The organism is Amycolatopsis sp. CA-126428 (assembly GCF_002904335.1).
In the GTDB taxonomy this organism is placed as follows: domain Bacteria; phylum Actinomycetota; class Actinomycetes; order Mycobacteriales; family Pseudonocardiaceae; genus Amycolatopsis.
Genome location: NZ_PPHF01000084.1, coordinates 1 through 23,854, shown reverse-complemented (window position 1 = coordinate 23,854; position 23,854 = coordinate 1). Strand labels below are relative to the sequence as shown.

The following is a 23,854-nucleotide window of genomic DNA, read 5'->3' as shown; positions in this document are numbered from 1 at the left end:
CGAGTGACCGCGTAGCGGGTTCACGGCCGTGGAGTTCGCGAGCTCGGCGCATTCCCATGGACGGCGCGATAGCGTTGGGCCAGTCGTACAAGCGATTGGGGCCCTGCGATGACGACCCAAGACGGCGGCGAGACGCACAACACCGTGATCGCGGAGACCGTAAGCGGCTCGGTGATCCAGGCTCGCGTGATCAGTGGCGGCATCGAGCAGCACATCTACTACGAGGACGGTGCCGCTCGCCGTACTCACCGCGCCGAGACGGCCGTAGGGGAGGAGTGCCCGTATCCCGGGCTCACTGCGTTCAGTGTCGACCAGGCCCGCTGGTTCTTCGGGCGGGACGCGCTGACGGCGCAGTTGGTGAGCCGGTTGGATGAGCACACAGAGGCCGGGGGGATGCTGATCGTGGTCGCTCCGTCCGGAGCGGGCAAGTCGTCGTTGCTGCGGGCCGGCTTGGTGCGGAAGCTGGCTGACGGTGCCCTACCCGGATCGCGGCGTTGGCCGGTCGTGGTGTTCACGCCGACCGACAGCCCGATGTCTGCCCTCGGTGACCATCTGGTCAAGAGTTGTGGTCTTGAACCGATCGCTTTGAAAGCGGCCATGGCGGGCGATCCCCGGATCTGCATCTCGATGGTGCGCAACGCTGTGGGCACCGACGAAGACACCGCTGACGTACACCGACGGCTCGTCGTGATTGTCGACCAGTTCGAGGAGGTGTTCAGCGCAGGGGTCGACGAGGACGAACGGCGACGTTTCGTGGAAACCTTGTCCGGACTGGCGACGGCTGATGAAGGGCGTGCTCCGGCCGCGATCGTGGTGTGCGGACTTCGATCGGACTTCTACAGCCCATGTGCTGCGTATCCCCAGCTGAGGGATGCGCTGCAAACCCGGCAAACCCTGGTGGGCCCGATGTCGATCGACGAGCTTCGTGAGGCGATACTTTTCCCGGCTCGTGACGTCGGTCTGCGCTTTGAAGCCGGGCTGATCAACGTGCTTCTTGACGATCTCGGCGTAAACCAAGACCATGCAGCGAGCGGGTACGAGGTCGGTCGTCTGCCGCTGTTGGCTCACGCTCTACGCGCGACGTGGCGCGAGCGCCGAGGGTCCGTGCTGACGGTCGATGGTTACCTAGCCAGTGGCGGGATCCACTATGCGGTCGCTACGACGGCGGACAAAGCCTTCCTGAGTCTCGGATCGGCGGACCAGGTCACGGCCCGGACACTTCTGCTGCGTCTGGTGAAAGTCAGCACCAATGGATCCGAGGACACTCGGCACCGCAGGCTCCGTGAGGAGCTGGTGGCCGGACTCGAGCCGCCGAGTGCTCGCACCGTTTTGAGAGTGTTCGCCGATGGTCGGCTGCTCACCCAGCAGACCGACACCGTTGAAATCACCCACGAGGTTCTCCTGACCGCGTGGCCGCGGCTGAGAAGCTGGGTTGCCGAGGATCGCGCACGCCTGATTGCCCGGCAGCAGCTGGTCGAAGCCGTCGATCTTTGGGAAGGCGAGAACCGCGACTCCGACTACCTCTACCGGGGAAGTCGCCTGGCGGCCGTTCAAGAATGGTTCTGCGACAGCTCGCACCGCCATGACCTCAACGATTCCGAGATTGCGTTCGTTGACGCGAGTAATGAGCGTGAAGGCCGCCAGCGAGAGCTGGAGGCGCGACACCGTCGCCGGCAAAGGCGACTCAATATAATCTTAGCGCTACTTCTCGTTGCAACAACGACAACTTCTGTCGTTGTTTATCGTCAGAGCCGCCTGGCTCGCGCCCAGTCCGTGCTTGCCGAGGCGAACGCTTTAAGGTCGAGCGCGCCGCGCGTGGCGATGCAGTTGACCATCCTGGCCGCGCGACTCGGTGACTCCGATGCGCGGACTGTGCTGACAGAGCAGCTCGACCAGGACCTGCGGTACAGCTTCCAGACGGGTTCCGATTCGTTGTCGCCGATCGCATTTTCGCCAACGCGTCAGTACGGTATCGGCGTACTTGCCACAGGTGGGCCCTTCGGAATTCCTGGTGTCAAGTCGTACTGGGAAGGGCCCTCTATGGGGTCCGATAGTGAAACACTGGCGGGAAAAGTGGCTGATGTGACCGACTTGGCCTTCGACACGTCAGGCAGCGTATTGGCGGGATTGAGTACCAAAAACCAAACAGTCACTATCTGGCAAGGCGACTTTCTCGGGCATCCCCAGGTTGTCTCCAGTGTGACACTTCCGCCGCCCATCGCGCCCATCGACAGAGTTGCCATCGGGGCCGACGCTCGTCTCTTCGCGATCGCTTCAGGACCTCGCGGAAACGATCGGCACGGGGTATTTCCGGACTCGCCGGTCATCCTTTTCCGGGTAGCGGGCGACGGAGTTCAATACAGTCCCTTGCCGCTGCGGGGAGAGATGGGAATGTTTGTGGGTGTCGACGGCCTTGCGTTCAGTTCACGTGGTGATATATTGGCAACCACCGGTTTGCATAACGATAGCCTTTGGGATGTCTCTGACCTGTCGCATCCGCAACGAATTGCCGATCTGGTGCCGCCCACTGAAAGGGAAACCTTTGAGAAAGTGGCGTTTTCGCCAGATGGCAACACTCTCGTCGCCGTCAGTGCTGTAAGCTCCTCCGGGTCAACCATGGTGACGCTCTTCGACGTCAGTAGTCCTGCCCGCCCTGTTGAGGAAATCAAAGTTCCCATGCCTCGCGGAGAGCGAATCGATCAAGTGTCGTTCAGCAACGACGGTCGCACGCTCGCGGTCGCGTACAATGATGGAATTGGAGCGACTGTCGAATTGTGGGATATTGCGAACCCGAGCCAGGTCGGCAGGTTCAACAGTGTGCATGCCGGTTCGAATTCTAATATCGCTTTCAGTCGTTCCATCTATCCTCGTATTGAGCAAACGCGCAAATACATGGAAGAACATTCGGACAATCTACTTGCTGTCGCCGGTGGTTCCGGAAGTGTTGATCTTTGGGTTGTGGACCAGCTCAAGGAAGTAGGCGCCGACCCGATCAAGGCGGCTTGCGCGGAGATGGGCTCGGACAGCGAGATCAAGGACGCCGTGTGGACGCGTTACTTGGCTGACGTCTCCCGTCAGCCGATCTGCTCTTGACCTGCTCGGGTGAATTCGGCCGAAGCGGCGGTGCCACCCCAGGGGACGGGGTGGCACCGCCGCCCACGGTCAGCTTCCCGCGGGGCAGAAGGTGTCGTCCGGCCGCTTCCCGTTCACCAGGTACTCGGTCACGAGTGAGTTCCCGCACTCGCTGGGCGTGAACAGGTAGGCCCCGTGCCCGCCCTGGTCGATCGTGATCATCCGGGCGCGCTCGCCGAACGCCGCGCGCAGCTTGCGGGCCCCGGACAACGGCGTGCCCGGGTCACGCTGGTTCTGCACCATCAGCACGTTCGCCGGGCCGTGGCCGGTGATCCGCACCCGCGGCTCGGCCGGCGGGGCCCAGTACGCGCACGCCGCGATGTTCGCGGTCGCCGCCCCGAGCAGCGGGTAGCGGACCCGGTCGACCGCGACGTCGAGCTGGTAGCTCGCGATCGAGCGCGGCCACGCCGAGTCGCCGCAGATCACCGCGAACCGGGACGCCAGCAGGTTTTCCACGCCGGTCACCGGCGCCTCCGGCGGCTTCGGCGCCCGGCCCTGGTCGAGCCCCTGCCAGTCCTTGGCCAGCTGCGTCAGGTCCGTCACGTACAGGCCTTCGAACGTCAGGCCGCGGAAGACCGAGCCGTCGATGCCCTCGACGGGCGCGCGGTCCAGCCTCGCGGCCAGTTCGTGGAACTTGGCCGTCACCTGCGAAGGCGTGGTGCCGAGCCCGTACTCCGGGTGCGCCGCGGCGAAAGCCGCGAAGTCGGGGAACCGGTCCTCCATGCCCCGCCCGAAGCCGCGCATCGCGTCGATGTCGTAGCCGCCCGGCCCGAGGTTGCTGTCCAGGACGATCCGGTCGCTGCGCTCGGGGAACAACGTCGTGTACACCGCGCCCAGGTAAGTTCCGTAGGACGCGCCCAGGAACGACACCTTCGGCTCGCCGAGCGCCGTCCGGATGCGGTCCATGTCCCGCGCGGTGTTCGCCGTGGTGACGTACGGCAGCATCGATCCGGTCTTCGACCCGGCGCACTGCCCGGCCTCCCGCTTCGCGATCGCGGCTTGCTTGACGACGTCGGCCGGGCCCTTCGGGTACGGCAGGTTGCCGACCGCGATCTGCTCCGGCGTCAGGTCGCACGTCACCGGCGTGCTGTGCGCGACCCCGCGCGGGTCGAACCCGATGATGTCGTAGGAGTCGAGCACTTCTTGGGGCATCCGCACGAGCTTCAGCAGCTGCGGGTAGTCCAGGCCGCCGCCGCCGGGGCCGCCCGGGTTGGTCAGCAGCACGCCCCGCCGCTTCTCCGGGTTTTTGCTCGGCAGGCGTGACACGGCGACGTCGATCGTCCGCCCGCCCGGCTCCCGGTAGTCCAGCGGGACTTTCAGAGTCGTGCACTGCAGGTCCGGCGTCGGGAACGCCCCGGCGGGACACGGTCCCCAGTCCACGGTGTTCGGTGCGGCGGAGGCCGCGGGGACGGCGGTCGTCGCGCCGAGCACGGCGATCGCGGCCACCAGCAAGGCTTTATGCATCGGAATTCCTTTCGTTCGCACCGCGCTCAGCGGCGCGGTTCCCAGCGGAAGAGGCGTGTCGCCAGCACGACCGCGACGAAGACCCAGGCCAGGGTCGGGGCGAAGAGGAGCAGGGAATCGGCGGCCGGCTTCCCGCCGTTCCACGCGTCGAGCACCAGCTCGGCCGCCGAACCGCCGGGCAGCAGGCGCTTGAGCAGCGTGAGCTCGCCGGTGCCGGCGAGGCCGACCCAGCCGGCCACCGCGATCACGCCGACGCTGATCGGCAGCGTGGTCACCTGCGCGTGTTCCGGCGAGTTCGTCAGCCCGGCCGTGGCCAGGCCCAGCGCGAGCATCATCACCACGGTGGCCACGACGGCCCCGGCCAGCAGCAGCGGGTTCGCCGGCTTCCCGGTGACCACGGCCAGCACCGCGAACAGCACGGCGATCTGGACCACCGCGATCGCGGTGACCGGCAGCAGCAGCCCGCCGAGGATGCCGGCGTCCCCGGCCGCGGTCGAGCGCAGCCGCTTGAGGAACAGGTTCTGGCGGCGGGCGGCCAGCGTCGTCACCGTCGTGGTGTAGAGGCCGATGCCCAGCACGAAGAACAACGTCAGCGTCGCGAGGTAGCCGAGGCTCCCCACCTCGGTGAAGACGTCGTGCCGGGCGATGAAGAACGCGCTGAGCGCGGCCGGCAGCACCAGGGCGGTGACCAGCACGAGCCGGTTCCGGAAGAGCTGGATCAGCTCGCCGCGAGCGATCGTCAACATGGGTCCTCCTCTCAAGAGCTTTCGATGGCGCGGAAGACGTCGTCGAGCCGCGTCGGCCCGGCCTGCAGGTCGAGCAGCTCCACGGCCTGGTCCTGCGCCCAGGCGAGCAGCGTGTGCAGGTCCTTCTGCAGGCCGAAGGTCTCGACGAGGAACTTGCCGTCCACCCCCCGCGTGGCGAGCAGCGGCGGCGACGGCGCGTGGGCCGGGAGTCCGAAGTGGATGGTCGAGGGCAGCGTCCGGGTCAGCTCGGCGACGGTGCCTTCGCGGTGGAGGGCGCCCTGGTGCATCAGCCCGATGCGGTCGGCGCGCTGCTGGGCTTCCTCGAGGTAGTGCGTGGTGAGCACGACCGTGGAGCCGTCCTCGCGCAGCCGGTCGACGGCGTCCCACAGCGCGTCCCGCGACTGGATGTCGAGGCCGGTGGTGGGCTCGTCGAGGAAGACCAGCTCGGGCGTGCCGTAGACGGCGGTGGCGAAGTCGAGCCGCCGTTTCTCCCCGCCCGAGAGCTGCCCGACCTTGGTGCTCGCCTTGCGGGTCAGGTCGACGACGCCGAGCACGCGCCCGACGTCGTCGTGCCGCCCGGTGAGCCGCCCGACCAGCCCGACGGTCTCGCGCACGGTCAGGTCGGCGGAAAACCCGCTCTCCTGCAGCATGATCCCCAGCCGCGGGCGGACGGCGGCGCGGTCGCGGGGGTCCTTCCCGAACACCCGCACGGCACCCGACGTCGGCGCTCGGTGGCCTTCGACCGTCTCCAGGGTCGAGGTCTTGCCGGCGCCGTTCGTGCCGAGCAGGGCGTACAGCTCCCCGCGATCCACTTGGAACGAAAGGTCCTTCACGGCGGGGAAGCCGTCGTAGGTGAGGGTGAGGCGATCGACGTCGATGACCGGTGTCGTGGACATGCCCCGAATTCCATCGCGGCTCGACGCGGCCCGGCAGTGTGGCGACGTCACCCGGATACATGACGCAGTGTCACTGGTGGCGCCCGCGGATCCCGTTACGCTCGGGTACGTGGAGGTACCAATGATCGCGCGCAGGAGCTCCTGGACCGGTGGGGGTGTCCAGGAGCGGCTGCGCCGGCTGAACCTCATCACGACCGTCCCGCCGCTGGTGATCGTCGGCGTGCTGCTGCTGTTCCTGACCGCCCGGTCCTGGTGGCACGTCGTGATCCAGGTCGTCGGGCTGGTCGCGGCGCTGGCGACGGCCGAGCGCTGGACCGCGGGCGACTACCTGCGCGTCGCGCGCCCGAGCCTGGTCGTCACCGCGGTGGTCTGGCTGGCCGGGGCGCTGACCGACGACACCGCCGCGTTCTTCGGCCTGTCCGTCGTGGGTTCGTACCTGATCCCGCCGCTGCCGCGCCACCGGCTCGCCGCGCTGGGCGGGCTGGCGGTCCTGATCGCGGCGCTGGGCGCGACGAACGCGCTCGTGCACGACGACCGGATCGGCTGGCGGCTGTTCCAGTTCGCCGCCGTCCCGGCGTTCGCGATGCTGTTCTCGACCGCGTTCATGTTCGTCAGCCAGCGCTTCTTCGACCTGATCGCGGAGCTCGAGCAGTCTCGCGAGCGCGAAGCGGAACTGGCCGTCACCCGGGAGCGGGTGCGCTTCGCGTCCGACCTGCACGACATCCAAGGGCACACCCTGCACGTGGTGAAGCTGAAGGTGGCGCTGGCGGAGAAGCTGCTGGACCGCGAACCCGACCGGGCGCGCGAAGAACTGCGGGAGGTGCACGACCTGGTCGGTGAAACCATCGTCCGGACCAAGGAGCTCGCCTACGCCCAACGGCGGCTGAACCTGTCCGCCGAGCTGGAGAACGCCAAGAACCTCTTCGAGGCCGCGGGGATCCACGTCCGCGTCACGCGCGAGTCCGAGGTGGACGCCGCCGCGGGCGAACTACTCGGCCAGGTCCTGCGCGAGACGACGACCAACATCCTGCGGCACGCCGAAGCCCGCCAGGTGGGAATCACGCTCACCCGGCGCGGGATCGCGATCGTCAACGACGGCGCCCCGGACACCGGCCCGCTCGAGCTCGGCGGCCTCGCGGTGCTCCGGCAGCGCTTGGCGGAGCACGGCGCCGAGCTGGAAGTCTCGCACTCCGGCAGCCGCTTCCGCACCGCGGCGGCCTTCCCCGCGCCGTGACAACCGGGGCTTCGCCCCGGGCCGGGGGCTTCGCCCCGGGCCGGGGGCTTCGCCACCCGGACCCCCAAAAGCGCCGAAGGAGGCCCGAAGATGACGACGGTGGTGCTCGCCGACGACGAAGCCCTGCTCCGCAAGGCACTGGCCGCGCTGCTGCCGCTGGAAGGCGAGATCACGGTGCTGGCCGAGGCCGAAGACGGCGAGACGGCGATCGCGGCCACCCTCGAACACCGGCCGGACGTGCTGGTCATCGACCTCGAGATCCCCCGCGTGGACGGGCTCGGCGCGGTCGAGCAGATCCGCCGGGCCCGGCCGGAGCAGGTGATCCTGATGCTGACCCGCCACGCCCGCCCCGGTGTGCTCCGCAAGGCGCTGAAGCTCGGCGTCCAGGGCTTCGTCAGCAAGGCGGCGGAACCGGCCCACATCACCTCGGTGATCAAGATTCTGCACGCGGGCAAGCGCTGGATCGACCCGGACGTCTCGGCCCTCGCCGTCGTCGACGACTGCCCGCTGACCGACCGCGAGCTGGACGTCCTGCGCGCGACCCGCGAGGGTTTTTCGGTGGCCGACATCGCCGGGCAGCTGCACCTCGCGGAGGGCACGGTCCGCAACTACCTGTCGAACGCGATGCAGAAGACCCAGACCCGCACCCGCCACGAAGCGGCCCGATACGCCCGTGAGCACGACTGGCTGTAGCGACCCGCTGCGCGAGTGGCTCGACGGAACGGGACCGGGCCGGCCTGAGCTCCGCGAGCGCGCGCGGGGTCAGTTCTTCGGCCTGCGTGGCCGGAGGAGGTTTTCCAGGTTCGCTCGCGCGACGTGCTTGAGGAACTCTCCGCGGTAGGTGGTGTCACCGGAGTCGTGCATCGTGTCGGTCATCGAGACCGCGGCTGCCTGTCGTTCCCACGTGTGGGTCAGGCAGGTGTTCGAGTAGCTCTCCAGCAGGTTTCCATCGTCCTTTTCGACCTGGTGGATGATCGCTTGGGCGAGTTTCTCGGCGTCGTGCAGGGCGAGGCTCATTCCCTCCGCACTCATCGGAGAAATCAAATGCGCGGCGTCCCCGAGGAGGTGGAGCCTGCCGTAGCTCATCAGGCTGAACACCACACCGCGCAGCGGCACGACCTGCTTGCTGACGATCGGACCCCTCGGCACAGGTCGGCCGAACCGCGTTCCGAGCTCGCTCCAAACGCGTTCGTCCGGCCAGTCCTCGACGGTGTCGGTGACCGGGCACTGCAGGTAGACACGGCTCGCGTTCGGGCCGCGGGTGATCTGTGCGGCGAAGCCGGTGGAATGCACCGCCATCACCGCCGGTGGATCGGCGGGCACCTCCGTCATGACGGTCAGCCAGGCGTAGCCGAACTCGTGGGTGTGGCAGGTCAGGAAGCCGTCGGGGATGGCTGTCCTGCTGATGCCCTGGTGGCCGTCGCTACCGGCGACGAAGTCGCAGCCGATCACCGTGGCCGAGCCGGCGGCGTCCCGGTAGCGCACCCGGGGATGCCCGGTGTCGAGACCGTCCAGCGAGATGTCCTCGGCCTCGAAACGAAGGTCGCCACCGTCACGCAGGAATATCCTGATCAGGTTTCGGACCAGGACCTGCTGGGGGAGGAAGGCACCTTCGGCGTCCTCGTAGTCGTCCATCTTCCATTCGCGCTCTTCACCGTCGACGATCAGCGGCATCGGCTCGTCGGAGGAATCGTGACCGGGCCCTTCGACGGCCTCTCCCACTCCCCATTCGTGCAGCGTGCGCACCCCGCGGGCGTCGAGCGCCCCGGCCCGTTGCCGGTTCTCGACGTGCTCGCGGCTGTGCTTTTCCAAGATGACGCACCGGATTCCGCTGCGCAGCAGGAAGGTGCCGAGCGCGAGCCCGGCGACCCCGCCGCCCACGATGACCGCGGTGGTGTTTTCTCCTGTTCGAGTCATGATCGCCACTGTGGCCGGGCCGGCGATTGCCGTCCACCGATAACCTGACGTGCGATAACGGAAACCCGCCAATGTTCCTACGGGCCGCGGTCGCGTAGGCCGGCCTGGTAGCGCCCGGGGGTTTGCCCGACGACGGCGGTGAACGCTTCGATGAAGGTCGATGGGTTCGACCACCCGCAGGTGATCGCGGTGTCGGTCACGGAGTCGCCGTCGGTGAGCCGGATGAGGGCGTGGTGGATGCGGAGGACGGTGCGCCAGCGGTGGAAGCTCATGCCGAGGTCGGTGCGGAAAAGGCGGCTGAGGGTGCGTTCGCTCGTCCCGACGGTCCGCCCCAGTTCGGCCAGGGTCGTGTTCCGGCCGGGATCGGCGTGCAGGAGATCGGTCGCGGCGCGCAGCCGGTCGTCGCGCGGCTCGGGCAGGTGGAAGGACTGCTCGGGAATCTCGCCGAGTTCGTCGAGCACCACCGCGCGCAGCCGCCGGGCGGCGTCGCCGGATTTCGTCCGGTCGCCGGTCAGCGCCAGAATGCCCTCGCGCAACAGGGGCGACACCGCGAACACGCAGGGGTGCTCGACCAGATCGCCACACTCGTCGGCGGGTACGGCGAGGATGCGGGCATCGGTCCGGCCGTAGAAGCGGTGCGAGTGCTCGAAACCCGGCGGTGTCCAGGTGATCCGGTCGGCGGGTGCGATCCAGGTCCCGTACTCGGTGGTGGTGGCGAAGGCTCCGGCCGCCGCGTAGACCAGCTGCCCGTCGCGGTGGGAGTGGCTTTCGAGGTGATAGCCGTGCGGGAGCCAGCCCGCGCCTTGCGGCGTCCGCTCGCCCGGCAGCGCGGAAGATTGGCGGGTTTTCTGCATCGGACGTCAGCTTACCGGGGATACGGCACCTCGGCAGGACCGTCGGCGCACCCGGTCGTCCCAACCGCTTGGTGGGCCCATTGGAGCCCGGTGGCTCACGCCGTGAAGCCGCCGTCGACCGGGACGACCACGCCGCTCAAGTGACTCGCCCGGTCGCTCAGCAGGAACGCCGCCGTCGAGCCGACTTCCGTGCCCGTGCCCGCTTTCCGCAACGGCGTCGCCGCGATGCGCGCCTCCACCCCGCCCGGGATCGTGCGGCGCAGCTCGTCGAGCATCGGGGTCTCCGTCGGGCCCGGGGCCAGCACGTTGACGCGGATGCCGAGCGGCCCGAAGTCGTGCGCGGCGGTGCGGGTCAGACCGATCACCGCGTGCTTGCTCGCCTGGTACGCGCCCATGCCCGGGCTGCCGCGCAGGCCGCCGATGCTGCTGACGTTGACGATCGAACCGGACCCCTGCCGCTCCATGGCCGCGACCTCCGAGCGCAGGCACAGCCACGTGCCCTTGACGTTCACCGCCATGATCCGGTCGAAGTCGGCTTCGGGCACATGGTCGAGCCGGCCGGCGCCGCCCATGGCCGCGTTGTTGAACGCGCCGTCGAGCCGGCCGAAGCGGGAGACCGTCGCCGATACGAAGGCGTCCACATCGGACGCCGACGACACATCGCCCGTCGTGTACGCGACGTCGTAGCCGGACAGCTCCGCGGCCAGCTTCGCCAGCGGTTCCTCGTGCCGCGCCACCAGCATCACCGAGGCGCCGTCGGAGGCGAACACCCGCGCGGCGTCCGCCCCGATGCCCGAACTGGCCCCGACGACCAGGACCACCTTGCCGGTCAGCAAGCTCATGCCGTTCCTCCTCGTAGTGCGAGCATCGTGCGGGCGTCGGCCGGCGTGGCGATCGGTTTCCCGAGGTCCTCCAACACTGCCCGGATCTTTTCGACCTGCTGGGTGTTGCTCTCCGCGAGCCGTCCCTTGCCGATCCACAGGCTGTCCTCCAAGCCGACGCGGACGTGTCCGCCGAGCCACGCGCTGTGCGTGCCGAAGCTCAGCTGGTCGCGCCCGGCGGCGAACGCCGAAAACGCGTAGTCGTCGCCGAACAGCTTGTCCGCGATCCGCACCATGTGCTCCAGGTTCGCGTGGTCGGCGCCGATCCCGCCGAGAACGCCGAACACGCCCTGGATCAGCAGCGGCGGTTTCGCCAGCCCGAGTTCGGCGAAGTACGCCAGCGAGTACAGGTGCCCGATGTCGTAGCACTCGTACTCGAACCGCGTCCCGGATTCCCCGAGTGTCCGCAGCGTGTGCTCGATCTTGTCGAAGGTGTTCACGAACGGCTTCGAGTACGTGTTGAGGACGTACGGCTTCTCCCACTCGTGCTTCCACTCGGTCACCTTGCCGGCGATGCCGGAGTAGACGAAGTTCATCGACCCCATGTTCATCGACGCCAGCTCGGGCCGCAGCCGGTAGGCGGCCGCGAGCCGTTCGTCCATCGTCATCGAGGACGCGCCGCCGGTGGTGATGTTGATGACGGCGTCGGACTCGGCGGTGATCCGCCCGACGATCTTCTCGAAGACGCCGGGATCGGGCGTCGGCCGGCCGTCCGGCTCGCGGGCGTGCAGGTGGACGATCGCCGACCCGGCCTCGATGGCTTCCAGGGCGGCGTCGGCAACCTCGTCGGCGGACAGGGGCAGGTACGGGCTCTGCGACGGGATGTTCACCGAGCCGGTGATCGCGGTGGTGATGATGACTTTCTCGGCCGTGCGCATCAATCCTCCTGGGGCGCGAGCGCCCGGTAGGCGTCGAGCTTCGTGTCGTCGAGCGGGCCGACCAGGGGCAGCGCGACCTGGGTGGCGCCCGCTTCGTACTGCGCCTGCACGGCTTCGCGGACTTGCGACGGCGTGCCGCAGGCGACGCGCGCGGCCGCGAGCCGGGTGATCCCGGCCGAATACGCCCCGAGCACCTTCGGTACCCCGTGCGCCACCTTGTCGACCCCGTCGAGGTACTCCCGCAGGAATGGCAGCGGTCCGACCCCGCGTTCGAGAGCCCGCGCGACACCATTGCCGACGATCAGCCGCGAGGTCGACGCCAGGACCAGGGAAGCCGTCGTGAACGCCTCCCGCCCGGCGACCTCGGGGATCCACACCATGCGGTGGCCGTACTCCTCGAGCGCCCGCACGAACCGCACCACGCCGTCGTGGTCCAAGTCGTCCAGCTCGGCGATCGACAACGCCGTGCGCGGCAGCGACAACGCCGTGCGCGGCAGGGACAGCGTCATGCCGTCGCGGCCCGGAAGGCTCGGACCAGGCCGCGCGCGGCTTCGGCCAGCATCGTCGTGTCGTTGCTGAGCAGGACGAAGTCACAGCCGTCCCGCACCGCCTGAGCGGCCTTCTCCGGCACCCCGCCGAACGCCAGCCCGCAGCGCTTCCCGGCGTCGTGCGCGGCCGCGATCGCCGAGGCGACGAGGTCGAGCACGTCGGGGGACGCGGGCGTCGAGCCCATCGACATCGACAGGTCCGCCGCGCCGACGAACACGGCGTCCACGGTGTCCAGGGCGAGCATCTCCGGCGCGGCCTTGATCGCCTCGACGCTCTCCAGCTGCGGGATGCACAGGACGTCGTCGTTGCCGGTGGCCAGGTACTCGGCGTTCGGCTTCAGCCCCCACGCCCCGGCCCGGCTGGTGCCGCCGGCGCCGCGGACGCCGTGCGGCGGGAACCGGCACGCGCGCCCGACCGCCGCCGCCTCTTCGACCGTGTCGACGTGCGGCACGAGGATGCCCATCGCTCCGGCGTCGAGGATCTTCTGGATCGTCGACGGCGTCTTGTCCGGCACCCGCACGATCGGCGTCAGGCCCAGCGCGGCGGCGGTGTTGATCAGCCGGTACGCCGTGACCAGGTCCAGCGGTGCGTGCTCGAGGTCGACGACGGCGAAGTCGAACCCGGCGAACGCCATGATCTCGGCCGGCTCGGTCGAGGCGATCTTCAGCCAGGTCCCCACGGGAGTCTGCGAGCGGGTGAACAGCCCGCCACCGGTGCGCGCGCTCACGGCATCGGGTAGTCGTCGGCGTTCAACACCCACCCCGGTTTCTCCGAGAAGTCCACCCGCGGCGGGCTGAAGATGTCGATCAGCTGGTTCACGCCCGGGTCGCTCGCTTCGGACGTGTGCACGGTCGGCGGCGGGATGACCGTCACCGAGGGACTGCCGATCCGCACGTGCTCGTCCTCGCGCCACGTCGTGCTGTCGGGCAGCCACGGCGTCCGGATGTGGTGGACGTATTCGCCCTGCACGGCCAGGGAAAGCTGCTCGAAGTCGTCGTGGTGGTGCGGCGAGAGCTTGTGGGGGTCGCGCGGGCCGTCCTGCAGCGGCAGGAAGTTCACCATGAACGACCGCGTCCGGAAGATCCGCCCGAACCGCTTCGGGTCGTCCGGTACCTCGGACAGCGGGTAGCAGCGGACCCGCTCTTCGGCAGGCGCCGGCCAGCGCTCCAGCAGCGTGACACGCGGGTGTTCTTCGGCGTACGCGGCCGCGTTGGCGACGCGATCCCGCCACGCGGGTTCGGTTGCCTCGACCAGGCGGACCAGCGGCCCGTCGCCGTGGACGCCGATCCGCGACGCGCCCGGCGGGACCACGACGAGCCCGGGGGAGTCCACTTTGGTCGCACCGTCGCCGGTCAGCACGGTGAACGCGGGGGAGGCGTCGGTGACGATGATCGCCAGCTCGCCCTCGAGGGTCCCGTTGTCGAGGTCGTCGCCGTCGTGGGCGTCGGTGTGGATGAGGATGACGTTCTGCGCCCGCACGACCGGCGTTTCCCGCAAGTCGAGGTACTGCGCGGCCGCGATCGCGTCGCCGCTGTCCGGCCGGGCCGCGGTGGCCAGGGCCGAGCGGGGATCGTCCTTTTCGTACACGAGCGGGTCCTTTCAGGCGTCGAGGTTCAGCAGGTACGCCGGGTTGTCGCGGACCATCCGCCGCAGGTCCTTTTCCGGCAGGCCGAGGTCGAGCAGTGCCTCGCCGACCCGCAGCCACGCGTCGACCGGCTTCGGTTGGCTTTCTGGCCGAAGTCCGACGCCAGCACGGTGTGTTCCGGCCCGAGCGCCTCGATCCAGGTCAGCAGGTTCTCCGGGGCCCACTTCTGGGTGCCTTCGGGGTCGTACATGCCGACCTCGTGCTCGACGAACGCGCCGAGTTCGATCAGCTCTCGGCACAGCGCCGGGTCGGCGCCGATGACGAAGTCGGGGTGGCTGACGACCATTCGCTTCATCCCGCGCTCGTGCGCCTCCTGGAACAGCGTCTTGATGTACTCGGGGTACATGTGCCCGCCGTTGAGGACGGCCTGCTGTTCCTTGATCTCGTCGAGGATCTCGATCGCCTCGGGCTTGAGCGCGCCTTCGCCGTCGACGATGTCGATGCGCTCCAGCGTCAGCGGGACGGTGGTGGTCGGGAAGGCGCCGTCCTCGGGGTGGCAGTCGAGGTGCCGGCCGGAGGAGATGGTCGGGAACCAGACGACCTTGCCGCCCATCCGCAGGGTCATCCGCACGGCGTGGACGTTCAGCCCGCCGACCGTGCTGTTCAGCGCGATGCCGCCGAAGGCCTGCGCCTTGACGTCGGCGAAGCGGCCCTTCATCGCGAGGATGTCCATCTGGGTGTTGTGGTGGTGGGACTTCGCGACCATGGCGCGCATCCCGATGCGCGCGCCGTCCTGCGCGGCCTCGACGTGGTCGAAGCGCCGGGGGAACGGGCTCGGACCGGAGTGGACGTGCATGTCGACCAGGCCGTCCAGGACGGCGGCGATGGCAGGGCGCGGGCTTATGAGCGGCCTTTCCGTTCGCATTATGAAGTCAAAGTTCACTATAAGACCGCTTGTCAAGCCTGTGACCGCTCTTGTGCATCGCCGAACGCATATTTAGAGTGTCTTCCGTTCACTTGGTGAACACTCAGTTCGGAGCAACGGAGGACACTGATGTCCACACCGCCCACTGCCGCGGAGGCGGCCGCCCGTCCCGGCACCCCGCACGGCCCGGACATGACCAAGGTGCGTGCCGCGGTCCGCGGCGGGACGCTCGCCTACTTCGTCGACCAGTTCGACATCTACCTGCCGATCGTCGTGCTGGCGCCGGCGACGGCGTACTTCCAGGCGGCGAACCTCGGCGCGAGCACGACCGCGGTGCTGGCCTCCCTGGTGTTCGCCTCGACCCTGATCGGCCGGCCGCTCGGCGCGATCGTTTTCGGCCACTTCGCCGACACCGTCGGGCGCAAGCGGACCACGCTGGTCGCGGTCGGCGGGTTCGGCACCATCACGCTGCTGACCGCGTGCCTGCCCGGACACGAGACGATCGGCATGTGGTCGGTCGGCACGCTCATCGCGCTGCGGTTCGTCGACGGGATCTTCCTCGGCGGCGAATACACGACGGCCGTGCCGCTGGCGATGGAGTGGAGCCCGAAGCACAAACGGGGGCTCTACGCCTCGATCATCACGTCGACCTCGCCCGCCGCGTACGCGGTCATCGCCGCGATCACCCTGCTGATGCTGCAGTTGCTTCCCGCCGCCGGACTGCACAGCGCGTACGTCCAGTGGGGCTGGCGGATCCCGTTCTTCGTCGGCGCGCTGCTGGCCGCGGTGCTGTTCCGCTACTACCTCAAGCAGGTCCACGAGCCCCCGGCTCAGCTGACCGGCGAGAAGCACAAGCTCCCGTTCGTCCGGCTGGTCAAGAAGTACCCGCGGGCGCTGGGCCAGGTGTTCGTGCTGATGACCGGCACGTGGCTGGCGACCAACATGGAAGCCGCCGTGACCCCCGCCCAGCTGAAGGTGCACCTGGACCTCTCGAGCAAGGAGGTCACGATGACGATGCTCGTCATCAACGCCTCCGCCGCGCTGTCCTACCCGCTGTTCGGCTTGCTGTCCCAGCGCATCGGGCGGCGCCGGTTCTACATCGGCTACGGCCTCGCGGTGCTGGTCTTCGGATCCGGGTCCTATCTGCTGCTGATGACGTCGAACGGCGGCTTCGGCACCGCACTCGGCTTCGGCGTTCTGATCGGCGTGTTCACCGTCGGCACGTTCGGCCCGATCGCCGCGTACCTCACCGAGCGGTTCCCGGCGGGCATCCGGTCGACCGGCTACGGCGTCGGCTACAGCCTCGCCCTCATCGCACCCGCGTTCTACCAGTTCTACCTGCAGCGGTTCGACGGCGTCGTGCCGGCGCACGTGGCCCCGGCGATCCTGCTCGCCCTGGCCGGCGTGCTGATCAGCCTCGGCGGTTTCCTCGGCCCGGAGACGAAGGACGTCGACATGGCCGACGACAGCACCATCCCCGCCCTGTCCTGAATGGACCGGACCGAGGTCTGCCCTACACCGCCCGCCGGAGGTCGTCGGGCCGGTAGTGGCCGCCCAGCTCCTGGGTGAGCTCCCGCGCGGTGTCGACCACGACCCGCAGCTCGGGGGTATCGTCGCCCATCGACAGGGTGTTGTCCGGGCCGACGATCGCGATCGTGGCGCAGATGCCGTACTCGTCGAACACCGGCGCCGCCACCGCGACGATGCCGGGCGTGCTCATCGCGGAGCAGTGACCGACCTCGCGGACCCGGTCGACGTCCGCGCGCAGCTCGTCGCGCGCGGTGCCGGAGAGGTTGCCGATCAGGCGTTCCATCGACAGCTGGTCAGCGTGGTAGGCGAGGAACACCTTGCTCTGCGCCGTGTCCAGCGGCAGGTGGCTGCCGACCCGCACGGACACGATGACGATCGTCGACGGGTTCTCCTCCACCCGCGAGACCACCGGGCCGGTGAGCCCCCACAGGCTCAGCACGACACTGGTCTGCGTGGCGCGCGAGAGCGCCTGCATGTGCCGCGGCGCCAGGTTGACCACGCGGCGGTGCCCGATGGCGAACGCGCCGAGCTGCAGCAGCAGCGCGCCGGGCAGGTAGCCGCCGTCGGCGCTGCGTTCCAGGAGCCCGGCCGCGACCAGCGACGTGCAGTACCGGTAGGCGGTGGTGCGGTTGAGCCCGAGCCGTTCGGCGACCTCGCCGGCCGTCACCTCCGGGGTGGCCGGGTCGAACAGCGACAGGATCTGGCTGACCCGGCTCACCGCCTGGATGTCGGCCTGGTCGGCGCGGGCGTCCGAGGACCGCGTCGGTTTGGTCACGGGGGCCTCCGCCGGAAGTCTGGTACGGCTGTTCACTTCGTGAACGCGGACCTCAGGCTACCGGACCGGACTCCGCTCAGGCCGCTTCAGCTGACCCGAAAGACCGGCCACCCGATCTCGGTGCGCCACGCAGCGGGATCGCTTGTGTCACGAGGGCCGACCAGGTAGACCTCCCGCACCGGTCCGGCCACCGACATCGCGTTCTCCACCACCCAGGTCCCGAGTTCGCCGTAGGTGACCTCGATGCCGTCGTGCTCGCCGACGTGGGTGGTGACGGCCAGTTCCGCGGCCGGAAGAACGGCGGGGTGCACGCGTCCGGTGCGAGGTGGCGCAGCGGTGGGCAGGTAGACGAGCATGTGACCGCGTTCCTGTTCGAAGAGGGCGTTGTCGTAGCAGCCGCCCGGCGGTCCGGTCACGGCGGTGCCGACGGCCGCCTGCAGTTCGGCCATCGCGCCGGCGTACCAGGTCGTGACGTCGCGATGCCCGACTACGGCCTCCACCGCCGCGACCGTCCGGGCGGGTTCCGCACGCAGTTCGACGTCGATCGGTGCGGGGTCGGGCTGGAGCAGGCGCCGCAGCGACACGACCGCGGCCCGGGTGCGGTCGAGTTCGTCCTCGAGGCGTTGGAGGTGGTCCGCGACCAGGGCCGCCCGGACACCGGGGTCGGGGGTCCGCAGGATTCGCTGGACGTCGCTCAGGGGGACGTCGAGTTCGCGGAGGCGGTGGATGACCTGCGCGGCCGGGATCTGGTCGAGGCCGTAGTAGCGGTAACCGGTGGTTTCGTCCACCACGGCGGGTTCCAGCAGGGCGGCGTCGTGATACCGGCGCAGGGTGCGCACGCTCAAGTGGGTCAGCCGCGAGAACTCCCCGATGCTCAGCACGTCTCCATTCTGGACTCTCTCCCTGGGGGAGAGTCCACGGCTTGACCCTCCCACGCCGCGAGATCACACGATGGGCTCATGACACAGCACACCGATCTCCCGTCCGATCTGCTCCCGGCCACCGTGCGCGAGTTCTTCGCCGCCCACGTCGCCCGCGACGCCGACACCGCCTCGTCGTTCCTCACCGAGGACGCGGTGCTCGTCGACCAGGGCGAGACCTTCCGCGGCAAAGAGGAAGCCCGCGCGTTCCTGCGGGACGCCGGGTCCGAGTTCGAGTACACGACCGAGCAGATCGGCGCTCGCCGCGTCGATGACGCCCACTGGGTGGTGATCGTGCGGCTCGAGGGCACTTTCCCGGGTGGTGTCGCCGAGCTCGACTACCGGTTCGCGTTGCGGGACGACCTCATCGCCGAACTCGTCATCGCCAACCACACAGCCTGACCGAACACTTCACTGGAGAGAGAAATGCCTAGTACGAATCGTGACCGTCTCGACGGTCGCCGGGCCCTGGTCACGGGCGGTTCGAAGGGCTCGGGCAAGGCCGTCGTGGAGCGGCTGCGAGAGCTGGGTGCCGACGTGTACGTGACGGCGCGAACGATGCCCGACGGGTACGAGCACCCCGACCGGTTCATCGAAGCGGACCTGATGACGATCGAAGGCACCAACGCGGTGGCCGCTCGAATCGCCGAGGCCGGCGGCGCCCTCGACATCCTGGTGCACGTCGTCGGAGGTGCGTCGACGCCGGCCGGCGGATTCGCGGTCATCACCGATGATCAGTGGCTCAATGAGCTGAACCTCAACTTCCTGGGAGCGGTGCGGCTCGATCGAGCTCTTCTCCCGGCGATGATCGAGTCCGGGGCGGGCGTGGTGCTGCACTTCACCTCGATCCAGCGCGAACTGCCCCAGTACGACGCGTCCCTGGCGTATGCCGCGGCGAAGGCCGCTCTGCGCACGTACAGCAAGGGACTGGCCAACGAGCTCGCGCCGCGCGGCGTGCGTGTCAACGCAGTCAGCCCCGGCGGAATCGAGACCGAGGCCTACGAAAGGTTCGTGGACCGGATCGCCGAGGGCAACGGTCTCACCCGTGAAGCAGCCAAGCAGACCATCTACGACTCGCTCGGGGGAGTTCCCCTGGGACGGTTCGCGAACACCGAGGAAATCGCGGACCTCGTCGGATTTCTGGTCTCGGACCGCGCCTCGGCCATCGTGGGCGCCGAGTACGTGATCGACGGCGGAACCGTTCCGACGGTCTGAGCCAGGAGAACACATGACTACGCAAGTCACGGACCGGTCGACCGCCCAGCCGGTCGGACCCCCGCCACCCTTCGATCCGGAGCTCGCTCCCGTCGTCGAGATGCTGACCAGCGTGCGCGCACCCGACGCGTATCGCTCGGACAACATCGTCGAGATGCGCAAGCCCGTCCCCGGGGTGGAGACCCCGACCGACGAGGTCCTCTCGCGCGGTGGCGCCTACAGCGTGGAGGAGCGGGCGGTGCCGGGGCCTGCCGGGCAACCGGATGTCTCGCTGCTGATCTGCCTCCCGAAGCACGCGGCGACCCCGACTCCGGCGATCTACCACATCCACGGCGGCGGCATGATCGTCGGGGACAACCGGTTCGGCCTGGTCGAGATGGTGGACCTGGCCGAACCGATGGACCTGGCCGAACCGATGGCCATGGCCGTGGTCTCCCCTCGCGGCAGGTGTCGCCTTGCTGGCCCGCGACCGCCACGGCCCGGCCATCCTGGCCCAGCTGCTGCTGTCACCGATGCTTGATGACCGCAACGACTCGCCTTCTGCTCGGCAGATGCGCGGCGTCGGTATCTGGGACAGCTCCTCGAACGAGACCGGATGGAACGCGCTCCTCGGCGACGGCGTCCGCGGAGGACCGGACGTGTCTCCCTACGCCGCGCCTTCCCGGGCTGCCGACCTCTCCGGCCTGCCGTCCACGTTCGTCGACGTCGGGTCGGCCGAAACGTTCCGGGACGAGGACGTCGCCTACGCAAGCCGCATGTGGCAGGCGGGCGGCCACGTCGAGCTGCACGTCTGGCCCGGCGGGTTCCACGGGTTCGACGTCGTGGTTCCGCATGCGGTCATCTCGCAGGACGCCATCGCTGCTCGAGCAGCATGGCTGCGCCGTCAGGTCTCGGGATCAGTGAGGATGAGCCGGGCGAGTTCGACAGCCGGCCGGTAGTGCTCGTTGAGTCGGGTCCGGCGGGCCTCAGTCAGGTGGGCTTGGTGCGGCGGGGAGGGGTATCGCAACCGTGCCAGGGAGTGCTGAGTGGGGGAGATCCTGAGCATTGTCACTGGGCGAAGGAGTCGACGTCGTTTTCCCGGAGCTCTGCGCGCCGATCCGTCTCGATGGCGGTGGGGTTCGCGGCACGGCGTAGACCAGGAGAACGATCAGAATGATCGGCGTCAAGAATCCGATCGAGATGGCGCAAGTCGTCAAAATCCAGGACGGGGCGGCAAAGGGCGCATCTCCGATGTTGACGATGGCACCGACGAAGACGGGTCCGACAATACCGTAACTGGCCGTGCCGAATACGGCCACCGACAGGGATTTGGTCGGCCACGCGTTGGAGTCAGCCTCGCTGTTCTTTTGCAGGCGGACCGTCCTGGTTCTGTTCAGGATCGCGGCCATGGTCACCACGGCAAGCGGAATTGCGTACGCCAGTAACACCCAATGGGCGGGTGGTCGTCGTCCCAAGGCCACGTACATGAAGTTGAGCGTTGTCATTCCGAGGATCAGGCATACGCCTGCCGCCACGCCGAGCACGATGAACTGCGCGAGTTTCTGCAAGTTCACGGCCCGGGCCCCAGGGTGCTCCGTGGTCTGCGCCGACAGGTTCTCAGCCTGAGTGTAGTTGGCCAGGAGCCAGGCGATGCCGCTTATGAGCGCGGTGGCGCCGACGGCGAGCATTCCGCGCGCGGCCATGCTTTCCGTCCACACTCGCCGGCAGAGGGGGTCAGAGCTTCCACCTGCGATGAAGCTGAAGAGGTAGCTGTCAAATGCCAGGACCACGAAAGACGCAGAGAACAAGCCCAGCGTCTTGGTATTTGCCGGCCCGGAACGCGCGAACAAGATGATCATGGCTGTGAAGACGAATCCGGCCAGCACGCCCGCCAGTTGAGAGTTGGTCGGCGCCGCGGCGACAATGCTCCAGCCATTGGTAAGGCATCTGCCGTCAACTTCCATGCCCCACGATCGGCGCGGACGATGATCGACTGGATCGGCCGAACGGGTTAGGCTGTCAGAGTGGGAGTTCGGCAACGAACACGTTGATTCGGGAGGCCGCAACCACGCCACAGAACGGCGGCTGTCGGGAAGGATGCTGCTTCGCCCCGGTCGCTCAGCGCTCGCAAGAACGCGACGAGGACGGGCAGCGCGCGCAGCCCGGATCCGAAGCTCGGCGCGCGCTGCCCCTGCGAAACCATTGGTGAACGGACTTGCTCCGCTGATGTACTGATGTGCCAACGAGAAGTCTGCCGGGCAGTTGGCGGTTGTCCTCGCCGGTCTCGGTATGCAGGTGGTCGCCACTGACGCCAGCGAAGCGATGGTTCGCCGGACTGCGGAGTTGTCCGGGGAGTTCGGGCAGCTGTCCGGACAGTGCGGGCGGACTGGGAAGAGTTGCCCGGCCATTTCGATGACGCCACTTTCGACGTGGTGTTCTGCGTGGGCAACTCGCTGCACCATGCCGTGGGTGCGCGAGGCAGGGTGGCTGCTCTGGCGTCGATGTCACGGCTTCTGCGCCGTGGAGGGCGCTTGGTGCTCACTTCTCGCACGTGGGAACTCGTGAGGGCCAGAGGTTCCCGGCTGGACATCGGTGACCGGCTCGTCCGCCGGAACGGTCGTGCTGCCGTCGTGGTCTACCGCTGGGAGATTGCCCCGCTCTGGGAAGAGGAGCACCATCCGCTACGCCTACCGACACCACTTCACCGAGCCATAACCCATCAGGCTGACCTTGCGGCAGGGGCAGCTTCGGGAGTTTCGGGCCGGATCGGGCTGTAGTAGCTCGAAGCGAAACCGCTAGTTCACAGCTCGGACTCTGCGGAAGCTTTTCATTCGTTGAAATCCGCGCAAAGCGGGCGTAGCACGCCTGGGCGCAGATTCCGGCTTGGGACAGGTGTTGAAGGTGCGGCCGCCGGGTAAGCGGCCGGCCAGGCGGGCAGCGACCAGTTCCCCACGCGGCCCGCCACGGCCTGCGCCGCCGGACCCAGGCCAAGCAACGATGCCGGGCACCTGCTCGCCGATGCGCGGCTCGCCCTCCGGGTCTCCGGCCTCGCAGGGCCGCAGCTGCCCGCGCGCACCGTGCTCGGGATGGCCACGGCGGGTTCCGCCGCGGGGCCGCGCCGGCTGGTCACGGCCGCCGGGGCGGAACTCGCGGCTCGCCTGCGCGAACGGCTCGCCCGCACACCGCTGACGCGGCGGGCGGATTAACTGAATCGTGACAGGACGGCGAGGGCGGGGTAAAGGAAAGACCGGACGCTGGCTGGATGACCGAAGCCGAGGTACCGCCGAAGACCGGCCAGCGAGTGAGGACCTCGATCAGCCGCGAGCTGATCGAGCTGGCGGCGTTGTTCATCGCCACCGGGGTCGCCGATCTGTTCGTCAGCACGTTGTCCCACAACCGTGTCGGGCCGGTCGTGCTGTTCGCGTTGGGCGGGCTGCTGGTGGTCACCGCCGGGTGGCGCCGGTGGTGGACTCGCCGTCCGCGACCGGAGCGGGCGCGCGGCACCGCGGACGAGGATCCGCTGCGGACCGGGGTGGCGTGGCGGGTGCGTGCCACGGTGCGTGACGTGCCGGGGAGTTTGGCGGGGGTGACGGCCGCGTTGGCGGCGCACCGCTATGACATCGTCTCGTTGCAGGTGCTCGCGGTTCCGGAGGGGGTGGTGGACGAGTTCCTCGTCCGCGCGCCGGACGGCGCGACGGCCGCCGGCATCGCCACGGTCACCGAACTGGGCGGTGGCCGGGACGTGCGGGTCGTACCCGCGGACGTGCACGAGTTCGTCGACCTGCCGACCCGCGTGCTGACGATGGCGGCCGCGGAGGAACCGGACTTGGTCCGGTTGCTGTCGGCGGTGCTGGGGACTTGCGGCATCGAACGGAAGCCCGCCGGGCGTCGCGGCAAGAGGGCCGGTGAAGGCATCGACGGAACGGTGCTGCGGCTGGTGGACACCGACGGCGGTGTGGTGGTGGTGACCCGGCCGTTGCTGCCGTTCGCCCCGGCGGAGTTCGCCAGGGCCAAGGCCGTGCTCGACCTCCAGCGGCGGCTGGCCACCACGGCGGCTGGTGGTGAACCCGGCGGGCTCGCAGCGGCACCGGGCGGTGGCTGTGATCGCCCGCCGGAGCCGAACCCGCGCTGAATCCGTGTGCCGGGCGCAAGCCGGGGGTTGAGCCGTCGCGGCCTGCTGCGGCTGACGGCGGCCGGTGTGCTCGCCCTGGCCGCGACGGCCATCCCCGTCGAAACGCCCGCATGGCATAGTCCGCGACCTGCTGATCAGCCTTGGAGGTCATCGACAGTCGAGCGCGACCTACGCCGGAGGAGTTCGAGACCTTCGTGCGTGGTGAAGGCGTTCACCTGCCCTTGTACCCGGGGTGGCGGTGG

25 protein-coding genes are annotated in these 23,854 nt (G+C 68.7%); 11 read left to right on the top strand and 14 right to left on the bottom strand.

What is annotated here, in order from left to right; translation table 11 throughout:
- Positions 1 to 108: 108 nt before the first annotated feature.
- On the top strand, positions 109 to 3,093 hold the full coding sequence (locus tag C2L58_RS23110) for a WD40 repeat domain-containing protein (RefSeq protein WP_103339705.1): 2,985 nt from the start codon (positions 109 to 111) through the stop codon (positions 3,091 to 3,093).
- A gap of 69 nt (positions 3,094 to 3,162) precedes the next feature.
- Here the strand turns inward: C2L58_RS23110 and C2L58_RS23105 are convergent, their stop codons facing one another.
- The 3 genes from C2L58_RS23105 to C2L58_RS23095 are packed head-to-tail and all read right to left on the bottom strand — an operon-like array spanning position 3,163 to position 6,238.
- Positions 3,163 to 4,596, bottom strand: coding sequence for an alpha/beta hydrolase (locus C2L58_RS23105; protein WP_103339704.1), 1,434 nt, complete (start codon positions 4,594 to 4,596; stop codon positions 3,163 to 3,165).
- 26 nt (positions 4,597 to 4,622) lie between these two features.
- Positions 4,623 to 5,342, bottom strand: coding sequence for an ABC transporter permease (locus tag C2L58_RS23100; protein ID WP_103339703.1), 720 nt, complete (start codon positions 5,340 to 5,342; stop codon positions 4,623 to 4,625).
- A gap of 11 nt (positions 5,343 to 5,353) precedes the next feature.
- Positions 5,354 to 6,238 (bottom strand): ABC transporter ATP-binding protein, encoded by an 885-nt coding sequence (locus tag C2L58_RS23095; protein ID WP_103339702.1) that lies wholly within the window; start codon positions 6,236 to 6,238, stop codon positions 5,354 to 5,356.
- A 109-nt stretch (positions 6,239 to 6,347) separates the two neighbouring features.
- On the opposite strand from C2L58_RS23095, the gene C2L58_RS23090 reads away from it, so the two are divergent.
- Positions 6,348 to 7,472 (top strand): sensor histidine kinase, encoded by a 1,125-nt coding sequence (locus C2L58_RS23090; protein WP_103339701.1) that lies wholly within the window; start codon positions 6,348 to 6,350, stop codon positions 7,470 to 7,472.
- Between the two features lie 90 nt (positions 7,473 to 7,562).
- Positions 7,563 to 8,165 (top strand): response regulator transcription factor, encoded by a 603-nt coding sequence (locus C2L58_RS23085; RefSeq protein ID WP_103339700.1) that lies wholly within the window; start codon positions 7,563 to 7,565, stop codon positions 8,163 to 8,165.
- Positions 8,166 to 8,234: 69 nt separating this feature from the next.
- Here the strand turns inward: C2L58_RS23085 and C2L58_RS23080 are convergent, their stop codons facing one another.
- From C2L58_RS23080 to C2L58_RS23045, 8 genes are all read right to left on the bottom strand, one after another.
- The gene (locus C2L58_RS23080; protein ID WP_233225873.1) at positions 8,235 to 9,563 is read right to left on the bottom strand and encodes a 4-hydroxybenzoate 3-monooxygenase; all 1,329 of its coding nucleotides are present in this window, start codon (positions 9,561 to 9,563) and stop codon (positions 8,235 to 8,237) included.
- Positions 9,467 to 10,243, bottom strand: coding sequence for a helix-turn-helix domain-containing protein (locus C2L58_RS23075; protein ID WP_103339699.1), 777 nt, complete (start codon positions 10,241 to 10,243; stop codon positions 9,467 to 9,469). The genes C2L58_RS23080 and C2L58_RS23075 overlap by 97 nt, the downstream gene beginning before the upstream one ends.
- 95 nt (positions 10,244 to 10,338) lie before the next feature.
- Positions 10,339 to 11,085 (bottom strand): SDR family NAD(P)-dependent oxidoreductase, encoded by a 747-nt coding sequence (locus tag C2L58_RS23070; RefSeq protein WP_103339698.1) that lies wholly within the window; start codon positions 11,083 to 11,085, stop codon positions 10,339 to 10,341.
- Positions 11,082 to 12,002, bottom strand: a complete 921-nt coding sequence (locus tag C2L58_RS23065) for a 3-keto-5-aminohexanoate cleavage protein (RefSeq protein ID WP_103339697.1) — start codon at positions 12,000 to 12,002, stop codon at positions 11,082 to 11,084. The genes C2L58_RS23070 and C2L58_RS23065 overlap by 4 nt, the downstream gene beginning before the upstream one ends.
- Positions 12,002 to 12,511 (bottom strand): LLM class flavin-dependent oxidoreductase, encoded by a 510-nt coding sequence (locus C2L58_RS23060; protein ID WP_103339696.1) that lies wholly within the window; start codon positions 12,509 to 12,511, stop codon positions 12,002 to 12,004. The genes C2L58_RS23065 and C2L58_RS23060 overlap by 1 nt, the downstream gene beginning before the upstream one ends.
- Complete coding sequence (locus tag C2L58_RS23055; RefSeq protein ID WP_103339695.1) at positions 12,508 to 13,278, bottom strand: HpcH/HpaI aldolase family protein; 771 nt, start codon at positions 13,276 to 13,278, stop codon at positions 12,508 to 12,510. Before C2L58_RS23055 ends, C2L58_RS23060 begins: the two co-directional genes overlap by 4 nt.
- Positions 13,275 to 14,138 (bottom strand): hypothetical protein, encoded by an 864-nt coding sequence (locus C2L58_RS23050; protein WP_103339694.1) that lies wholly within the window; start codon positions 14,136 to 14,138, stop codon positions 13,275 to 13,277. The genes C2L58_RS23055 and C2L58_RS23050 overlap by 4 nt, the downstream gene beginning before the upstream one ends.
- Before the next feature lie 26 nt (positions 14,139 to 14,164).
- Positions 14,165 to 15,061, bottom strand: a complete 897-nt coding sequence (locus C2L58_RS23045) for a DUF6282 family protein (protein ID WP_233225872.1) — start codon at positions 15,059 to 15,061, stop codon at positions 14,165 to 14,167.
- A gap of 129 nt (positions 15,062 to 15,190) precedes the next feature.
- Between C2L58_RS23045 and C2L58_RS23040 the strand changes: the two genes are divergently transcribed.
- Positions 15,191 to 16,552 (top strand): MFS transporter, encoded by a 1,362-nt coding sequence (locus C2L58_RS23040; RefSeq protein WP_103339693.1) that lies wholly within the window; start codon positions 15,191 to 15,193, stop codon positions 16,550 to 16,552.
- A gap of 22 nt (positions 16,553 to 16,574) precedes the next feature.
- Here the strand turns inward: C2L58_RS23040 and C2L58_RS23035 are convergent, their stop codons facing one another.
- Both C2L58_RS23035 and C2L58_RS23030 read right to left on the bottom strand, forming a co-directional pair.
- Positions 16,575 to 17,366 carry an IclR family transcriptional regulator gene (locus C2L58_RS23035; RefSeq protein ID WP_103339692.1) on the bottom strand — a complete coding sequence of 264 codons (792 nt, stop codon included), beginning with the start codon at positions 17,364 to 17,366 and terminating at the stop codon, positions 16,575 to 16,577.
- An 86-nt stretch (positions 17,367 to 17,452) separates the two neighbouring features.
- Entirely contained in the window at positions 17,453 to 18,247 is a 795-nt protein-coding gene (locus C2L58_RS23030) for a MerR family transcriptional regulator (RefSeq protein WP_103339691.1), read from the bottom strand.
- Positions 18,248 to 18,325: 78 nt separating this feature from the next.
- On the opposite strand from C2L58_RS23030, the gene C2L58_RS23025 reads away from it, so the two are divergent.
- The 4 genes from C2L58_RS23025 to C2L58_RS50555 all read left to right on the top strand — a co-directional run bounded on the left by C2L58_RS23025 (position 18,326) and on the right by C2L58_RS50555 (position 20,439).
- Positions 18,326 to 18,688, top strand: a complete 363-nt coding sequence (locus tag C2L58_RS23025; RefSeq protein WP_103339690.1) for a nuclear transport factor 2 family protein — start codon at positions 18,326 to 18,328, stop codon at positions 18,686 to 18,688.
- A gap of 24 nt (positions 18,689 to 18,712) precedes the next feature.
- Positions 18,713 to 19,501: an SDR family oxidoreductase gene (locus tag C2L58_RS23020; RefSeq protein ID WP_103339689.1), complete on the top strand. Its 789-nt coding sequence runs from the start codon at positions 18,713 to 18,715 to the stop codon at positions 19,499 to 19,501.
- Positions 19,502 to 19,601: 100 nt separating this feature from the next.
- On the top strand, positions 19,602 to 20,021 hold the full coding sequence (locus C2L58_RS50560; protein ID WP_233225871.1) for a hypothetical protein: 420 nt from the start codon (positions 19,602 to 19,604) through the stop codon (positions 20,019 to 20,021).
- The gene (locus C2L58_RS50555) at positions 19,957 to 20,439 is read left to right on the top strand and encodes an alpha/beta hydrolase fold domain-containing protein (RefSeq protein WP_233225870.1); all 483 of its coding nucleotides are present in this window, start codon (positions 19,957 to 19,959) and stop codon (positions 20,437 to 20,439) included. The genes C2L58_RS50560 and C2L58_RS50555 overlap by 65 nt, the downstream gene beginning before the upstream one ends.
- A gap of 27 nt (positions 20,440 to 20,466) precedes the next feature.
- Here the strand turns inward: C2L58_RS50555 and C2L58_RS23010 are convergent, their stop codons facing one another.
- Positions 20,467 to 21,444, bottom strand: a complete 978-nt coding sequence (locus C2L58_RS23010) for a hypothetical protein (protein ID WP_103339688.1) — start codon at positions 21,442 to 21,444, stop codon at positions 20,467 to 20,469.
- Between the two features lie 411 nt (positions 21,445 to 21,855).
- On the opposite strand from C2L58_RS23010, the gene C2L58_RS23005 reads away from it, so the two are divergent.
- The 3 genes from C2L58_RS23005 to C2L58_RS51515 all read left to right on the top strand — a co-directional run.
- On the top strand, positions 21,856 to 22,257 hold the full coding sequence (locus C2L58_RS23005) for a class I SAM-dependent methyltransferase (protein ID WP_233225869.1): 402 nt from the start codon (positions 21,856 to 21,858) through the stop codon (positions 22,255 to 22,257).
- Positions 22,258 to 22,742: 485 nt separating this feature from the next.
- Positions 22,743 to 23,612 carry a hypothetical protein gene (locus tag C2L58_RS22995; protein ID WP_233225868.1) on the top strand — a complete coding sequence of 290 codons (870 nt, stop codon included), beginning with the start codon at positions 22,743 to 22,745 and terminating at the stop codon, positions 23,610 to 23,612.
- Positions 23,613 to 23,618: 6 nt separating this feature from the next.
- On the top strand, positions 23,619 to 23,854 hold a 236-nt coding region (locus C2L58_RS51515; protein ID WP_369904231.1), incomplete at its 3' end, for a twin-arginine translocation signal domain-containing protein.

What these genes read in the sequence shown, in the direction of transcription:
- C2L58_RS23110 (WP_103339705.1), top strand. Translation starts at nt 109, where the DNA reads ATGACGACCCAAGACGGCGGCGAGACGCACAACACCGTGATCGCGGAG.
- C2L58_RS23105 (WP_103339704.1), bottom strand. Translation starts at nt 4,596, where the DNA reads ATGCATAAAGCCTTGCTGGTGGCCGCGATCGCCGTGCTCGGCGCGACG.
- C2L58_RS23100 (WP_103339703.1), bottom strand. Translation starts at nt 5,342, where the DNA reads ATGTTGACGATCGCTCGCGGCGAGCTGATCCAGCTCTTCCGGAACCGG.
- C2L58_RS23095 (WP_103339702.1), bottom strand. Translation starts at nt 6,238, where the DNA reads ATGTCCACGACACCGGTCATCGACGTCGATCGCCTCACCCTCACCTAC.
- C2L58_RS23085 (WP_103339700.1), top strand. Translation starts at nt 7,563, where the DNA reads ATGACGACGGTGGTGCTCGCCGACGACGAAGCCCTGCTCCGCAAGGCA.
- C2L58_RS23075 (WP_103339699.1), bottom strand. Translation starts at nt 10,243, where the DNA reads ATGCAGAAAACCCGCCAATCTTCCGCGCTGCCGGGCGAGCGGACGCCG.
- C2L58_RS23070 (WP_103339698.1), bottom strand. Translation starts at nt 11,085, where the DNA reads ATGAGCTTGCTGACCGGCAAGGTGGTCCTGGTCGTCGGGGCCAGTTCG.
- C2L58_RS23065 (WP_103339697.1), bottom strand. Translation starts at nt 12,002, where the DNA reads ATGCGCACGGCCGAGAAAGTCATCATCACCACCGCGATCACCGGCTCG.
- C2L58_RS23060 (WP_103339696.1), bottom strand. Translation starts at nt 12,511, where the DNA reads ATGACGCTGTCCCTGCCGCGCACGGCGTTGTCGCTGCCGCGCACGGCG.
- C2L58_RS23045 (WP_233225872.1), bottom strand. Translation starts at nt 15,061, where the DNA reads ATGCGAACGGAAAGGCCGCTCATAAGCCCGCGCCCTGCCATCGCCGCC.
- C2L58_RS23040 (WP_103339693.1), top strand. Translation starts at nt 15,191, where the DNA reads ATGTCCACACCGCCCACTGCCGCGGAGGCGGCCGCCCGTCCCGGCACC.
- C2L58_RS23025 (WP_103339690.1), top strand. Translation starts at nt 18,326, where the DNA reads ATGACACAGCACACCGATCTCCCGTCCGATCTGCTCCCGGCCACCGTG.
- C2L58_RS23020 (WP_103339689.1), top strand. Translation starts at nt 18,713, where the DNA reads ATGCCTAGTACGAATCGTGACCGTCTCGACGGTCGCCGGGCCCTGGTC.
- C2L58_RS50560 (WP_233225871.1), top strand. Translation starts at nt 19,602, where the DNA reads ATGCTGACCAGCGTGCGCGCACCCGACGCGTATCGCTCGGACAACATC.
- C2L58_RS23010 (WP_103339688.1), bottom strand. Translation starts at nt 21,444, where the DNA reads ATGGAAGTTGACGGCAGATGCCTTACCAATGGCTGGAGCATTGTCGCC.
- C2L58_RS22995 (WP_233225868.1), top strand. Translation starts at nt 22,743, where the DNA reads ATGACCGAAGCCGAGGTACCGCCGAAGACCGGCCAGCGAGTGAGGACC.